The organism is Bradyrhizobium sp. ORS 86 (assembly GCF_045571475.1).
Classification (GTDB): Bacteria; Pseudomonadota; Alphaproteobacteria; order Rhizobiales; family Xanthobacteraceae; genus Bradyrhizobium.
Genome location: NZ_CP120699.1, coordinates 3,721,157 through 3,734,946, shown reverse-complemented (window position 1 = coordinate 3,734,946; position 13,790 = coordinate 3,721,157). Strand labels below are relative to the sequence as shown.

The window sequence follows — 13,790 nt, the reverse complement described above, 5'->3', positions numbered from 1 at the left end:
CTTTTTCCCGTTCCAACTTTTCTACTGGCCCCCAAGGCCTCGGGACATGCTCATATCAGCCTCGTGCGGAATTGCTGTAACTTGGCTGCAACAGGAAGGGCGAAACGACTTTGCTCAAATTGTAAGTTAACGTTGTGTTACAGGCACTTCTTGAACATTTCGCCACACGATCGCCGCACAATTTTCACAATTCAAATCTGCGTGCGCGATGCGCGTGAGAGCATGTTGACGGGAACCCGCTTGTCCGGTTTGGATCACCGCAATTCTTCACGTCATCGCACCAAAGGAATGCCCATGCGCAGACTGATTCTTGCGGCAGCGTCGGTCAGCGCGCTGGTATCATTCACCGGAACTCCCGCGCACGCGGTCGGCGTCCGCTATCCGTTCTGCATCCAGGGCGATCGATATCCGGGTCTCAGCAACTGCGCATACGAATCGTATCAGCAGTGCCGGGCGACCGCTGATGGGATTGGGCAGAACTGCGTCGCCAACCCCTTCTATGCCGGTGACAGCGACCCCCGCTCCTATCTCAACGTCCCGCCGCGCGAGCGCCGCGAGGGCAACTTCTTCGAGCTGTTCATCCATTGACGCCGGACCGGCCATACCGGCTCGGGAACGTGATTTGACGTCGGGCTGGGCGGGACGGACTGCTTCCCGCGAGTTCGATCGGCCGCGGCTGCGGACGCCTGATCGGCAGGAGATTTTCGATGCGCAATTTGATTCTGGCGTTGTTCGCCGCAGGCGTCCTCGCAAGCGCGCCGGCCAGCGCGCAAAAATACGATTCGATCTCTCCCGTCTGCAAGACCAACTACCGATGGGGTGGCGAAGATACCGATTGTGGCTACGCATCGATGGAGCAGTGCCGAGCAACGGCCTCCGGCCTTCCAGCGATGTGCTTCAACAATCCTTATTACGCCGGGCCGCCCGCAGATCACGTGCAGGAGCCGCTTAGACGACGACGGCCTGCCTATTGAGGGCTAATCGAGCTCGACGACCTGTCCGTTCGACAGCGACACCCGACGATCCATCCGTGCCGCCAGATCCATGTTGTGGGTGGCGATCAGCATCGCGACTCGCGTCGCCTTCACGAGCTGCATCAGCGCGTTGAAGACATGATCGGCGGTAACAGGATCGAGATTGCCGGTCGGCTCGTCCGCAAGCAGCGCACGCGGCGCGTTGGCAACGGCGCGCGCGATCGCCACGCGCTGTTGCTCGCCGCCCGACAGTTCAGCCGGCCGGTGCGTGATGCGATCCCCAAGGCCGAGATAACCCAGGATCTCGGTCGCCCGCTTGATCGTCTCGGAGCGTTTGAGGCCGCGGATCATCTGCGGCAGCATGACGTTCTCGAGCGCCGAGAATTCCGGCAACAACCGATGCGACTGATAGACGAAGCCGATATCGGTGCGGCGAATTTGGGTGCGGTCGACATCCGACAATTGCGAGGTCGGCGTGCCCGCAACATAGACCTCGCCGTCGTCAGGGCTTTCCAGCAGACCCGCGATGTGCAGCAAGGTCGATTTGCCCGACCCTGACGGCGCCACCAACGCCACCGACTGACCCGGCCACAGCGCGAGCTTCGCGCCGTTCAGAATCGTCAGCGTCGCTTCGCCCTGTTTGTATTCCCGCCTGATCTCGTGGAGATAGATGACCGGTACTTCTTCCGCCCCCTCCGCCATGCGCGCCCTCACTCGTACCGGAGCGCATCGACCGGATCGAGGCGCGCGGCGCGCCACGACGGGTAGAGCGTCGCCAGGAAAGATAGCGTCAGCGCCATGATCACGACGGCCAGCGTTTCGCCGAAATCGACCTCCGCCGGCAGCTTGGAGAGGAAATAGAGCTCTGGCGAGAACAGCTCGGTGTTGGTGAGCCATGACAGGAACTGCCGGATGGATTCGATGTTCAGGCAGATCAGCATGCCGACGAGGAAGCCGGTCAGCGTCCCGACCACGCCGATCGAGGCGCCGGTAATGAGGAAGATGCGCATGATCGAGCCTTGCGAGGCGCCCATGGTGCGCAAGATCGCGATGTCCTGGCCCTTATCCTTCACCAGCATGATGAGACCCGAGACGATGTTGAGCGCCGCCACCAGCACGATCATGGTCAGGATCAGGAACATCACGTTGCGTTCGACCTGCAGCGCGTTGAAGAAGGTCGAGTTGCGCTGCCGCCAGTCGACCAGGAACACCGGTCGCCCCGCCGCCTCGGTCACCAGCTTGCTGTAGGTGCCGATCTTGTCCGGGTTGGTGGTGAAGACCTCGATCGAAGACACATCATTGTTGCGGTTGAAATAGGCCTGGGCCTCGGCCAGCGGCATGAACACGAAGGTCGAATCGTATTCCGACATCCCGATCTCGAACACCGCGGCGATCTTGTATGGCTTGATCCGCGGCGTGGTGCCCATCGGCGTCACGGCTCCCTTAGGCGAGACCAGCGTGATGCTGTCGCCGGCATGCAGCGAGAGCTGATCGGCGAGCCGGCGGCCGATCGCAACCCCCTGCCCCTCGTCAAAGCCCTCAAGCGAACCCTGCTTGATGTTCTTGGCGATCGAGGTGAGGTTGTTGAGATCATCGGCGCGAATGCCGCGGATGAAGACACCGGCCGCGTTGAACGGCGACGACCCGAGCCCCTGGCCGTCAACGACCGGCGCGGCCAGGCGGATACCCGGGACCTGGCTGATCCGGTCGGCGACATCCTTCCAGTCGGTCAGCGGCGATTCCAGCGGTTGCACGAGGATATGCCCGTTGAGGCCGAGGATCTTGTCCAGCAGTTCCTTGCGGAAGCCGTTCATGACCGCCATCACGACGATCAGCGTGGCGACGCCGAGCATGATGCCCAGGAAGGAAAAGCCGGCGATGACCGAAATGAACCCTTCCTTGCGGCGTGCCCGCAGGTAGCGACCGGACAGCAGCCATTCGAATGGCGCAAATGGCCGGGTACGGACTGGCTCGTTCATGGTCTCATCCATCTGTCGATAATCCCATGATTCGGGGCAAATGTGGCCGCATTACCCTGCGGACGGCGCGAGGTGGATAAACTTTAACCCGCGAGCTTCGCAACCACGTCGGCAGGGCTCATGTTGTCGCGAGAACCGTCGCTGCGACGCTTCACCTCGACCTTGCCATCCGCGAGTCCCTTGGGACCGACGAGGATCTGCCAGGGAATGCCGATCAGGTCGGCCGCGGCGAACTTCGCACCGGCCCGCTGATCGGTGTCGTCGTACAGCACGTCGACGCCCTTTGCCGTCAGATCGCGGTAGAGCTGCTCGCAGGCGCCATCCACGGCGGCATCGCCCTGCTTGAGGTTGAGGATCGCAGCGCGGAACGGCGCAACCGCCTCGGGCCATTTGATGCCGGCGTCGTCGTGACAGGCCTCGATGATCGCACCGACCAGACGCGACACGCCGACGCCGTAGGAGCCACCATGGATCGGCACGTCGACGCCATCGGGTCCAGCCACCAGCGCCTTCATGGTGTCGGAATATTTGGTGCCGAAATAGAAGATCTGGCCGACCTCGATGCCGCGGGTGTTCAAGCGCTTGGCTTCGGGCACCTCCCGCTCGAAGCGCGCCGCATCGTGTACGTCCTCCGTCGCCGCATAGACTGAGGTCCACTGCTTAATGATCGGCGTCAGGTCGCCGTCATAATCGACGTCCGCGCCCGGCACCGGCAAATCGAGTACGTCGCGATTGATGTAGACGCCGGACTCGCCGGTCGCCGCGAGCACGATGAATTCATGGCTGAGGTCGCCGCCGATCGGGCCGGTCTCGGCCCGCATCGGGATCGCCTGCAGCCCCATCCGCGCAAAGGTACGTAAGTAGGCGACGAACATCTTGTTGTAGGAGCGGCGCGCACCGGCCTCGTCGAGGTCGAACGAATACGCGTCCTTCATCAGGAACTCGCGACCGCGCATCACGCCGAACCGCGGCCGCTGCTCGTCGCGGAACTTCCACTGGATATGATAAAGGTTGAGCGGCAGGTTCTTGTACGACTTGACGTAGGAGCGGAAGATCTCCGTGATCATTTCCTCGTTGGTCGGCCCGTACAGCAGCTCGCGCTTGTGACGATCGACGATGCGCAGCATCTCCGGACCATAGGCGTCGTAGCGGCCGCTTTCCCGCCAGAGATCGGCGAGTTGCAGCGTCGGCATCAACAGCTCGAGCGCGCCGGCGCGATCCTGTTCCTCGCGAACGATCCGCTCGATCTTCTTCAACACCCGGAAGCCGAGCGGCAGCCAGGCATAAATTCCGGCCGCCTCCTGCCGTATCATGCCCGCGCGCAGCATCAGGCGATGCGAGACGATCTCCGCCTCTTTCGGATTTTCTTTCAGGATAGGCAGGAAAAATCGCGACAATCGCATGGGGTTACTCGGAGAATCAGGAAAGCCTGAGAAGAGCTGCAGTGAAACCGGATCGGGTGCGAAAATACAAGGCCGGCACTTGCGAAAAACCCATCAAATCAGGCGATTTTCGGCCATTTGAGCGCAAGGCGTCCTCCAAACGCAGTCCGTCGCACCGGGTCGCCTTTACCTCACCTCGAAATCGTCTTCCAGCGTCACTTTCTTGAAGTCGGTCACAAGAGCGTCGATCTGCATGTGCCAGCGGCCCGGGAACGGCAACGCCACCTTGCGGACGTGCCAATAGCCATCGGGTCCAAGCGCCGCGCTGTGTTCCATCGGCTCGATACCGCGCTCGGGCAGGCTGAGCGTCAACGTCGCCTCCTTGGCGACAAGACGGCTCGCATCGTCATTCATCAACTGCAACACGAAATCGTTCTGTCCGACCTTGCCCGGCCCGATCAGGACCTGGAACATCGCGGCATCGGCGTGGATATGGACCGCGAGCGGAACGTCGTCGGTCGACATCGCGAGCGCGCGCGGCGGCGGCGTGAAGCGCCAGCCCGCCGCCAGCGCGAAAATCGCAAGCGCGAGCACGCACTCCCCCACGACTGATCGCAACAGCGGCTTCGTCTTGCGGCTATCGCGCACAACGGCCGGCGTGAACGCCAACCGGTTCAGCGCGGCCAGCACGAGCAGCAACAGGACCAATCCGAGCTTGAATGCAAGGATGTTGCCGTATCGTGTGTCGATCAGCGCACCAAAACTCTCGAGCTGGATGATTGCGAGTGTCAGTCCCGACAGCGCGATCAACCCGACCACCGGCACCGCAACGTTGGAAAAGCGGCGGAGCGTCTGTGGGAGGCTGTCGTCATTCCGCCGCCACATCATCGCCGCGAGCGGCGCGAGCGCGCCGACCCAATAGGCCAGACCGACGCCGTGAACGAAGACCGCCGGCCGCGTCAGCCACTGCGGTGATGCCGTCGCCGCGTGCCCGCTCGTAGCAAGTGTCACGCCTGCGCCGACCATCGCGGCGGCGGTCGCGATCCACGCCGCTCCGCCCGACGGGCGTCGCCAGCCGACCGCGGCGATCAGCATCGCGGCGATCGCAATCAGCATCGAGGGACCAAGACTGGTGGCGAGCGCACTCGCCCACGGGGCGCGCGTCGCGAGCCCCGTGATCGGCAGGTTCAAGAGATCGATGCCCTGAAGGCCGAGCGAGACGATCGCACTGACGAGCCCAATGGCGAGCGATCCAGGGATCACCGCGCTGCCCGCGCGCCTCCGTCCGATCCATGCCGCGAAGAACGCGCCACCGACGCCGACGAACAGTCCGAGATAGACGCCGATCCGCGCCAGCCAGATCAGCGGATCGACCGCGCTGTCGCCGGACGGCGCCGCCGAGCCGGTCACGACACCGATCGAGAACAACAGCGAGCCGGCGACAGGATGGCCGTCCTGCGACACCACGCGAAAGCTGACCACCTGCGTGCCCTGCGGCAGATCGGCCGGCAGCGTCACCCGTACGGATTGATCGACGGCCTCAATCGCGACGTCGCGCGGCTTGCCAGTGGCATCGAGCAGGCTGACCGCAGTCGGCGCCACCGCCTCGTTGAAGCGCAGTTCCACCGTCTTCGGCGCCACCTCCAGCACGCTGCCGTCTGCCGGCTCGGCACCGACCAGCACCGCGTGGGCATGGGCCGCGGTCGCAAGACACACTGCGAGCAGCAGCGCGGCAAGACGTGCGACCGGCCGCATGGCTCTATGACTTCGGCAGCAGCCTGACGCCGGGCGCCGGCGTCTTGCTGCCTTGGCCGTGGCCATTCCCCGAGCCGTCAGCCGGGATGTCGATCCAGCGGCTGACACCCTGCTCGCATTCCTGGACGACAGGGAAATACAGCGTGGTGTTCGGCTTCAAAGTGTCGGTGAGGAACGTCATCATCACGAACTCATCGTAGTTCTGATCCGCGAGCTTGCCGCCGCTCCAGGCGACCTCTTTCACGCCCTCGGAGAGCTTCCGTCCGTGATAATCATACTCGGTCGCATATTTGCCGCTGATCGACTCGACGTTCCAGCCGGGTTTCGGCATCGGCTTCACCGCGATCACGCCGTCCGGAATCTGCACGCGGATCTTGACCGTCGCCGAGCCCGCGCAGCCGTGCGGTACGGCGAACACCGCCTTGTAATAAGAGCCGATCGCCGCCTGCTTTCCCTCGAGTGTGATATGCGCGACGGCGGGCGACATCGCGAGCGCCGAGATGGCGCCCGCCAGAAGAACACGTCTCATGTTCGTCCTCACATCTTCTTCATGTCCATGTGACCGGAATGATCGCCATGCCCGGACTTATCACCGCCGCCGGGTGCCTGCGCGCCGACGGCCTGGACATCGAGCGAGACCGTGACCTTGCCGGCCTTCTCGAATTCGAGCGTGACCGGCACCTTGTCGCCCTGCTTCAGCGGGCTCTTCAGGTCGAACATCATCAGGTGGTAGCCGCCGGGTGCGAGCTTGACGGTTTTGCCGGGCTCGATGGTCAGGCCCTTGTCGATCGGGCGCATTTTCATCACGCCGTTGTCCATCGCCATCTCGTGGATTTCCATCTTGCCCGCGATGTCGCCGGTGCCGCCGAGCAGGCGGTCGGGCGCGGTCCCCTTGTTCTCGATGGTCAGGTAACCGCCGCCGATCTTCGCGCCGTTCGGGGTGGCGCGCGCCCAGGCCTGCGTGATCACGAGATCGCCCGCCTTGATGTCCTCCGCGGACACAGGCGCGGCGACGAATGCCACGGCGAAGGCTGCGAGAGCGAGAATGCGTGAGAAGGTATTCATGCTGATTGATTCCTTGGTTTGGGTTAAATCGGGCTTGCTAGTGAGTTGCTGCGGCCTGCGCATCAGACCATTTCTGCAGATCGGCGATCTCCGCCGATCCTTCGATCGTCGTAATCGCCCCGTCGCGCGCGACGAGCATCGTACGCGGGATGTCGCCCTGCCAGGCAGGGTCGATCTCAAACCTCAGTCGATCGGCGAAGCCATCATTGAAGATCCAGTTCTCCGCCGACGAGAGCCCTGCCCGAGCCAACATCGATCGCGTCGCGTCCGGAAGGTTGGGAATCAGATCGGCGCTGATGGTGACGACGTCGATTGCCGGATGATCCTTCATGAACTGGCCGAGTTGCGGGAGTTCGACCTTGCACGGTCCGCAGGTCACGCCCCAAAAATGCACAAGCGTGGGACGTCCCGCATGGGCATGCAGCAACTTCTGCCAGCTTCCGCGTTCGAACGGCCGCAGCACGCCTTCCTCCGAAGCCAACCCGGACTGCAGTGTGATCAGAATAATGAGCGACGCAAGCAGATGACGCTTCATGGTTCACCCTCGATTGTCTGAAAGTGATAGCCGTCGGCCTTGGTCATCCACGACAGGTAAGTCCGTTGTCCGTCCGAGACGAGCAGCGGATGGTCCGAACTATCGGAGGTATCGGCGATCGTCCTCGGGTTCGACCAGGTCGCACCATCATCACGCGACGTCATCAAATTGACTGACGTCTTTTGCCCGTCGAATTCCTTCCACACCATCACCAACCCGTGCGGCCCGGAGATGATCTGGGGACGCGACGGGCTCCGGTTCGGCTGACCGACCGGCAGCGGGTTCGAGAATGTCTTCCCGCCGTCACGCGACTGGGCGTAGAACAGCCCCTTGCGTGCCTTGCCGTTGGTGTACCATGTCACGTGGTAGGTCCCTTCAGGCGAAATGGTCAGGCTCGGTCCGTGATGCGGGCATGCTGCGATCTGCCAGTCGTCGCGGCTGACCCGGTGCACCTCTCCGGGCGTCGCCAGATCGGTGAACGTCACGATCGCATGATCCCGCACCCCGCCTTCGAAGATATTTCGGAACACAACCACCGGATGGCCAGCGCCATCGAAGGCAAGCCCGAGACGACAGCACTCGCAGGTGTTGTCCGCGACCAGCCGGGCCCCGGAATAGGTCGCACCAGCATCACCTGAGGTCGCAAAGAAAAGCCCCGCACCGTCGTACTTCTGGCCGCTCTGCTGCGCCGGCACACGATTGCGCTTGTCGAGCCAGGCCACGAACACCGTGCCGCCGGGATCGATGCCGATCGCCTCGAATCGCTGGCTTTCCTTATTCGCTGTGATCGGCCTCGGCGGAGCAAAACTCCGGCCGCCGTCGGTCGATCGCGTGGTGAGCACCTCGCCGTTGAAAGCCTGATCGCGGAAGATTGAAAAGGCCAACGCGATGTTGCCCTTCGCGTCGATCGCGAGCTTGGGTCGGGCATCGGGCCCCCAATCCAGGTTAAGCCGCTCCTGTGTCACTTGAACAGGCGCAGAGAAGCTCCTGCCGTGATCTTTGGAATTCGCGACCGAAATCTGGCCGCCGGCCATCCAGACGAGCCACAACGTCCCGTCCCTGCCAAAGGCGGGAGTGACCTTCGTCGCGCACCGCAGCGTGGTCTCTTCGCACGCAGCTTCGGAGCCGTGTTGATGGCTCATCTGCGCAACAGCGAGGCCCGGCAAGGCCGCTAGGATGAGCGCCGCCATAGCCGCCCGGATCGTCGGTTTGCCAGATGTCACGGATGCGCTCCTCATTTGAACGCGATCTTCATGCCCGCCACGAAGGCGCGCGGCGACCCGGCATAGATCGAGCCGGTGGTGTTCGCCAATATACTCGCGGGATTTTGAACGCCTGCTGGGGTCACCGAGTTCGCAATGTTGTTCGCCGAAGCCACGTAGGTCCGATCGAAGACGTTCCGCACTTCGACATACAGGTTGAGCGCCTTGAAGTAATCGGAGACGAGATCGGTCCTGTAGTGGAGGTTGAGATTGACCAGCTCGTAGCCGGGTGCCTTCAGGAGGTTCGCATTGTCCATGTAGAAGGCATCCTTCCATTGGACCTCGACGAACCCGCCGAGCCCCTGCAACGGACCGGAGAGTTGGTCGTAACCAAGCCGCGTCGTTAGCTCGTTGGGCGAGATGCCGGGAATCTTGTTGCCGGCGCGATTGAAGCTGAACACCGCACCGTTGGTGATATTTTCCGTGTATTCGGTGTAGACCTCGTCGAGATAGGTGTAGGCCGCGGAGAGCCGCCAGCCGGGCAGGAATTTCCAGTCCGCAGCCAGTTCGACGCCGCGATGCTCCGATCGCGGCGCGTTGAAGGTATAGGTGATCCCTGCAAGCGGCGTCGCTTGCGAAACGAGTTCATCCCTGAAGAACTCGTAAAAGCCCGTGACGCTCAGCTTGAGCGCATTGTTCGGCGTCCAGTCCGCCCCGATATCGTATCCAAGGTTCTTCTGAGTCCGAAGCTGGGTGTTGTTGCCCGAGGAGCCGTCCGGAAGCACGAACAGGTTGCTGACCTGCGGCGTGCCATATCCGGTCGCCACCCGCCCGCGAAATTGCCACTCGCTGTTCAGCCTGTAGAGCAGCGCAAGCTCGGGCGCGGTATTCTGGAATTGCCGATCTGCAGTGGTGATCGCTGTAGTGGTGGCCCCGGCAGGGCCAACATAGATGTAGGCGGTGTTTCGGCCGGTCAAATTGGTGGTCTCCCAGCCTATGCCGGCAATCGCCGTCAGAGCGGGCGTGAGCTTCAGCTCCTCGCGCGCACGAAGACCATAGTTCGTCGTGTCGCTGAACAGGTTGCTGGACAACCTTCCCAACGTTGCGTTGCCGCCCGGCATCACGTTGCGGGTATCGCTTGAAGCCGAAAGCGTATTGTAAAAGCCGCCGAAATAGGCGGTCGACTCCATCCCGAATATCTCACCGCGTCTGACGACGTCGCTCATGTAGTTGTAGGACGGGAAGTCGCCGATCGCGCTCGTCGATCCCGTCGGCTGATTGATATTGCGGTCATCGAAGACGAATTGGTTGCGCCAGGTCGTCTGATTGCCGAAATCGTGCTCCCAGCGACCACCAACGATGGTGCGACGATCGTCGCGTCCGAGGCCGGCCTGGAGGGCGGTTTCCTTGTCGGTTCCTGCTGCCGAATTGAACCCGTTGTTGAACAACGTGACGGTCCCGCATCCCGGTGCGGCGGTGGCTCCGGTCGTGCATCCCTGCTGGAACGGATTCTGGTAGAACTGATTGAGCGACGAGCGGATCGGCAGGCGCGCCGTCAGATCGTTGTTGATGAGCTTCACCGTAAAGCGGTCGTCAGGCGTCGCTTGCAAGGTGCCGAGGAAATTGACGGTCTGCGTGTTGAACCAACTGTTGCCGATAAAGCCATCGCCGTGGGCGTCACTTGCGAACAGTGAACCTTCGAAGTTGCCGACCTTCTTGCCGGCGGCGAGATAGTTGTTGAGGTATCCGAAGCTGCCCCCGTCGACGCCATACTCGACGCCATCGATCGTGGCGCCGGGCCGGGTCCGGAAGTTCAGCGCGCCGCCGGTCGCGTAGTTGCCGTAGAGTGCCGACGAAGGCCCGCGGATCACGTCGATGGCGCCATAGGCGTGCGGATCGATCAGATCGCTGCGAGACAGGCCGTCCGGCTGCGTGACCGGGAACCCGTCGTCGAAGATCACCAGATTCCGGATGCCGAAGCCGTTCCGTGCATTCGATCCGCGAATCGAGATGCCGAAATCGCGGGGCCCGTTGCCCTGCTTGATCGAGATGCCCGGGCTATCCCGCAGCACGTCGGCGACCGAGAACGACGGGCGGTCGTCGAACTGGCTCCGGTCGATTGTGGTTTGCGTTTGGACGGCGGGCGCCCGGTTCAGGCTGTCGCGCGCCGCGAGCGGCGTCACCCCCTGCCGCGGCGAGGTAGCCGCCACAGTGCTCGCTCGTGGCGGCATCGTGGGTCTCGGGGCGGACGCGGTACGTACCCTCGGCTTCGGCCCAGTGGGCTTGGCCCGCACGGTCGCCTGGGGCGCCTCGACAGTGACCGGCGGCAGCGCGACAGCCGCTGTCTGGGCCCCCGCCGGAGATGGAATCGCGGACAGCGCAGAGCTCAGTGCGAGCGCGCTCACGCCACCGCGGGCATGATGACGAAACATGGATGAATCCCGACGCCGGCGCATCGGCCGGTCTGCTCAAGGGCAAATTCACCGGCGCGTAAGACGCACCGGCTGCGAGAGTGTCGTCAGGACAGGAATGGTGGAGCGCGCGCTTGGGCGTGCGAACCGACGCCGGAGCGAGCGACCTCGGAGGCGAAATCATGCCAGGCGACCTGGCTCGCCGCGCGCTCGACGGACGACGCCGATGCTTGCGGCGTATCGATTGGGGCCCCGGTCTGCAGCACGCTGCACACCGCGCAACAGCCGTCATGGGCGTGCTGACCGCTCTGGTCGCCTTGCCCGCCCCCGGAGCCCGGGTCGGCGTGGCAGATGTCGGCAGCGGCCAGCGGGTCGGACGCGGCAAGGCTCGCCGCCCAGCAGGCCCCGATCGGCGCGAAAATCTGCACCAGCAGGGCAACCAGGACTATGGGCAGGAAATTCTTAAGCCGCCGGCGCATCGCGAAACCCATTTGGGAGGGAACTAACCATCACGGACCCTGGAAGTCGAGACACCGTACGGCCTCTGTCTATTCCGGCGGCATGAAATCGCACGCCGTGATGATTGCGCCACAGACGCCGCCGGCCGCCATATCCCCTTACCCCATCGCGCGCTTTCGAGCTCCTTCTGCAACCGACAGTGGCATCATCTCAATCATTTCGCAAATTGCTCGAATTTTGAACATTCGTTGCCGAAAATGGTGACAAGCCTGGAAAGATGGTCTACCAATTCGGCCCTAGGCCAGCCGCAAGGTTAGTCTTGGTGGTCCAAGTCTCGGGAGGAGCCCGGCGCGCACAAGCAGCGCCACCCCATCAATCAAGATCAAATCGTATTTTTGGGGCAATAGGGTCGACACAATTTTTGGAGCAGGGCTCGGAGCCCTGCTCTTTTTTTGTGTGATGATCGCAACCGGCAATGACCTCATCAACGAACCCGATCGAACACAGCTTCGAGCTCGCCGCCGCGGCCTGCGATGATCTCACGCCGCTGGTCTATCGCCGCCTGTTTCGCGAACACCCCGAGGCGCAGGTGATGTTTCGCAGCGAAGGCAGCGAGCCGGTGAGGGGCTCGATGCTGTCGCTCACGATCGAGGCTCTCCTCGACTTTGCCGGCGAGCGCACCGGACATTTCCGGCTGATCGAATGCGAGGTGTCCTCGCATGATGCCTACGGTACGCCGCGCGAGCTGTTCGTCGCATTCTTCGGCGTAATTGCCGCAACCCTGCGCGAGCTTCTCGGCGAGCAATGGTCTGACGAGATCGATGCTGCGTGGCACAAGCTGCTCTGCGACCTCGAGGCCGTCGTTCGGCAGCAGCCGGGTTAGCAACATCGCGTCACCGCGAGGGCGTAGCGTCGCCGTTCCGATTGTGACACACTCCCTTTATCCGCGGCGCGTGCAACTGATGCCGACGGCCAGAAAAATGAAAGAGGGAGCAAACACCAATGCCAGGGATGGATAAAACTCCGACGACACGACGCGATCTTCTGCAGATGGCGGCAGCCGGTGGGGCGGCAGCCGCATTGTTCGGTGGAATGGGCGTCAACCCGGCGCTTGCCGCCGAGATGGGCCGCTCGGAAAAGCCGCTGAAGGCCGCATTTTCCAACGCCGGATTGCAGGCGACGTGGTGCGCGCAGGGCAAGAAGGCGGCCGAGTTCTGGGGCAAGCTGTTCAACGTCGAGGTCACTTGGTTCGACGGCCAGCTCGACGCCGTCAAGCAACGCGCCGCGATCGACAATATGGCATCGCAGAAATGGGATTTCGTCGCGATCCAGGCGTTCGGCATCGGCACCCTCACCCAGCCCGTGCAGAAGATGATCGACGCCGGCATTCCCGTGATCGACATGGACACGCTGATTGCTCCGCTCGATCAAATTAACGTCCACTCCTTCCTCGCCCCCGATAACGAGTTCATGGGCGCTTCGGTGACGCAGGCGCTGTGCAACGCGATCGGCGGCAAGGGCAAGATGATCATGACCCAGGGCGCGCTCGGCCACACCGGTGCGCAGGGCCGCGCCAAGGGCTTCAACTCGGTGATCAAGCAATTCCCGAACATCGAGGTGCTGGACACCCAGCCCGCCGACTGGGACGTCTCCAAGACCGCCCGCCTCTGGGAAACCTATCTGACCAAATACCCGCAGATCGACGCGGCCTTCTTCCACAATGACGACATGGCGCTCGCCGCCTACAACATCATGAAGGCGCACAACCGCACCAACATCCTGATCGGCGGCGTCGACGCCATGCCGCCGGCGATCCAGGCTGTCAGCGAGGGCCGGATGTTTGCCACCGTCCGCAATCCATCCTGCCGCATCCATGGCGGCGCCATCATCGCAGGCGTCGCCGCCGTCGTCAGCGGCGAGAAGAGCGGCCAGGGCATCCCGAAGAACGTCGTGACTGATGGCCCCGTGGTGACCAAGGCCAACGCCCCCGGCATGCAATGGATGGAGGACCACTTCCTGATCTGAGCG

Annotated in this window: 14 protein-coding genes; 4 read left to right on the top strand and 10 right to left on the bottom strand. The window is 62.9% G+C overall.

The genetic code is table 11. The features are described from left to right. The first annotated feature begins 294 nt into the window (after positions 1-294). Complete coding sequence (locus tag P6U25_RS17210) at positions 295-588, top strand: DUF3551 domain-containing protein (protein WP_407152305.1); 294 nt, start codon at positions 295-297, stop codon at positions 586-588. A 119-nt stretch (positions 589-707) separates the two neighbouring features. Further along, complete coding sequence (locus tag P6U25_RS17205) at positions 708-974, top strand: DUF3551 domain-containing protein (RefSeq protein ID WP_407152304.1); 267 nt, start codon at positions 708-710, stop codon at positions 972-974. A 3-nt stretch (positions 975-977) separates the two neighbouring features. Here the strand turns inward: P6U25_RS17205 and P6U25_RS17200 are convergent, their stop codons facing one another. From P6U25_RS17200 to P6U25_RS17155, 10 genes are all read right to left on the bottom strand, one after another. Beyond that, positions 978-1,676, bottom strand: coding sequence for an ABC transporter ATP-binding protein (locus P6U25_RS17200; protein ID WP_407152303.1), 699 nt, complete (start codon positions 1,674-1,676; stop codon positions 978-980). 8 nt (positions 1,677-1,684) lie between these two features. Further along, on the bottom strand, positions 1,685-2,965 hold the full coding sequence (locus P6U25_RS17195) for a lipoprotein-releasing ABC transporter permease subunit (RefSeq protein ID WP_407152302.1): 1,281 nt from the start codon (positions 2,963-2,965) through the stop codon (positions 1,685-1,687). 71 nt (positions 2,966-3,036) lie between these two features. Continuing rightward, the gene (gene proS, locus P6U25_RS17190; RefSeq protein ID WP_407152301.1) at positions 3,037-4,356 is read right to left on the bottom strand and encodes a proline--tRNA ligase; all 1,320 of its coding nucleotides are present in this window, start codon (positions 4,354-4,356) and stop codon (positions 3,037-3,039) included. 165 nt (positions 4,357-4,521) lie between these two features. Continuing rightward, positions 4,522-6,090 carry a copper resistance CopC/CopD family protein gene (locus tag P6U25_RS17185; protein ID WP_407152300.1) on the bottom strand — a complete coding sequence of 523 codons (1,569 nt, stop codon included), beginning with the start codon at positions 6,088-6,090 and terminating at the stop codon, positions 4,522-4,524. A gap of 4 nt (positions 6,091-6,094) precedes the next feature. Then, positions 6,095-6,619, bottom strand: a complete 525-nt coding sequence (locus P6U25_RS17180) for a YcnI family protein (RefSeq protein ID WP_407152299.1) — start codon at positions 6,617-6,619, stop codon at positions 6,095-6,097. An 8-nt stretch (positions 6,620-6,627) separates the two neighbouring features. Continuing rightward, a complete protein-coding gene (locus P6U25_RS17175; RefSeq protein ID WP_407152298.1) occupies positions 6,628-7,155 on the bottom strand; it encodes a copper chaperone PCu(A)C in 528 nt (175 codons plus the stop codon). A 37-nt stretch (positions 7,156-7,192) separates the two neighbouring features. After that, positions 7,193-7,690: a TlpA family protein disulfide reductase gene (locus P6U25_RS17170; protein ID WP_407152297.1), complete on the bottom strand. Its 498-nt coding sequence runs from the start codon at positions 7,688-7,690 to the stop codon at positions 7,193-7,195. Continuing rightward, the gene (locus tag P6U25_RS17165) at positions 7,687-8,928 is read right to left on the bottom strand and encodes a sialidase family protein (RefSeq protein WP_407152296.1); all 1,242 of its coding nucleotides are present in this window, start codon (positions 8,926-8,928) and stop codon (positions 7,687-7,689) included. The genes P6U25_RS17170 and P6U25_RS17165 overlap by 4 nt, the downstream gene beginning before the upstream one ends. After that, positions 8,925-11,324 (bottom strand): TonB-dependent receptor domain-containing protein, encoded by a 2,400-nt coding sequence (locus tag P6U25_RS17160; protein ID WP_407152295.1) that lies wholly within the window; start codon positions 11,322-11,324, stop codon positions 8,925-8,927. Before P6U25_RS17160 ends, P6U25_RS17165 begins: the two co-directional genes overlap by 4 nt. An 86-nt stretch (positions 11,325-11,410) precedes the next feature. Continuing rightward, positions 11,411-11,782, bottom strand: a complete 372-nt coding sequence (locus tag P6U25_RS17155) for a DUF2946 family protein (protein WP_407152294.1) — start codon at positions 11,780-11,782, stop codon at positions 11,411-11,413. A 455-nt stretch (positions 11,783-12,237) separates the two neighbouring features. On the opposite strand from P6U25_RS17155, the gene P6U25_RS17150 reads away from it, so the two are divergent. Both P6U25_RS17150 and P6U25_RS17145 read left to right on the top strand, forming a co-directional pair. Beyond that, the gene (locus P6U25_RS17150; RefSeq protein WP_407152293.1) at positions 12,238-12,645 is read left to right on the top strand and encodes a globin; all 408 of its coding nucleotides are present in this window, start codon (positions 12,238-12,240) and stop codon (positions 12,643-12,645) included. A gap of 119 nt (positions 12,646-12,764) precedes the next feature. Continuing rightward, positions 12,765-13,787, top strand: coding sequence for a sugar ABC transporter substrate-binding protein (locus tag P6U25_RS17145; RefSeq protein WP_407152292.1), 1,023 nt, complete (start codon positions 12,765-12,767; stop codon positions 13,785-13,787). The last annotated feature ends 3 nt before the right edge of the window (positions 13,788-13,790 follow it).

Excerpts from the sequence above, each read along its gene's own strand:
- P6U25_RS17170 (WP_407152297.1), bottom strand. The coding sequence starts at position 7,690 with ATGAAGCGTCATCTGCTTGCGTCGCTCATTATTCTGATCACACTGCAG.
- P6U25_RS17200 (WP_407152303.1), bottom strand. The coding sequence starts at position 1,676 with ATGGCGGAGGGGGCGGAAGAAGTACCGGTCATCTATCTCCACGAGATC.
- proS (WP_407152301.1), bottom strand. The coding sequence starts at position 4,356 with ATGCGATTGTCGCGATTTTTCCTGCCTATCCTGAAAGAAAATCCGAAA.
- P6U25_RS17195 (WP_407152302.1), bottom strand. The coding sequence starts at position 2,965 with ATGGATGAGACCATGAACGAGCCAGTCCGTACCCGGCCATTTGCGCCA.
- P6U25_RS17185 (WP_407152300.1), bottom strand. The coding sequence starts at position 6,090 with ATGCGGCCGGTCGCACGTCTTGCCGCGCTGCTGCTCGCAGTGTGTCTT.
- P6U25_RS17210 (WP_407152305.1), top strand. The coding sequence starts at position 295 with ATGCGCAGACTGATTCTTGCGGCAGCGTCGGTCAGCGCGCTGGTATCA.
- P6U25_RS17150 (WP_407152293.1), top strand. The coding sequence starts at position 12,238 with ATGACCTCATCAACGAACCCGATCGAACACAGCTTCGAGCTCGCCGCC.
- P6U25_RS17175 (WP_407152298.1), bottom strand. The coding sequence starts at position 7,155 with ATGAATACCTTCTCACGCATTCTCGCTCTCGCAGCCTTCGCCGTGGCA.
- P6U25_RS17160 (WP_407152295.1), bottom strand. The coding sequence starts at position 11,324 with ATGTTTCGTCATCATGCCCGCGGTGGCGTGAGCGCGCTCGCACTGAGC.
- P6U25_RS17180 (WP_407152299.1), bottom strand. The coding sequence starts at position 6,619 with ATGAGACGTGTTCTTCTGGCGGGCGCCATCTCGGCGCTCGCGATGTCG.
- P6U25_RS17155 (WP_407152294.1), bottom strand. The coding sequence starts at position 11,782 with ATGCGCCGGCGGCTTAAGAATTTCCTGCCCATAGTCCTGGTTGCCCTG.
- P6U25_RS17205 (WP_407152304.1), top strand. The coding sequence starts at position 708 with ATGCGCAATTTGATTCTGGCGTTGTTCGCCGCAGGCGTCCTCGCAAGC.
- P6U25_RS17165 (WP_407152296.1), bottom strand. The coding sequence starts at position 8,928 with ATGAGGAGCGCATCCGTGACATCTGGCAAACCGACGATCCGGGCGGCT.
- P6U25_RS17145 (WP_407152292.1), top strand. The coding sequence starts at position 12,765 with ATGCCAGGGATGGATAAAACTCCGACGACACGACGCGATCTTCTGCAG.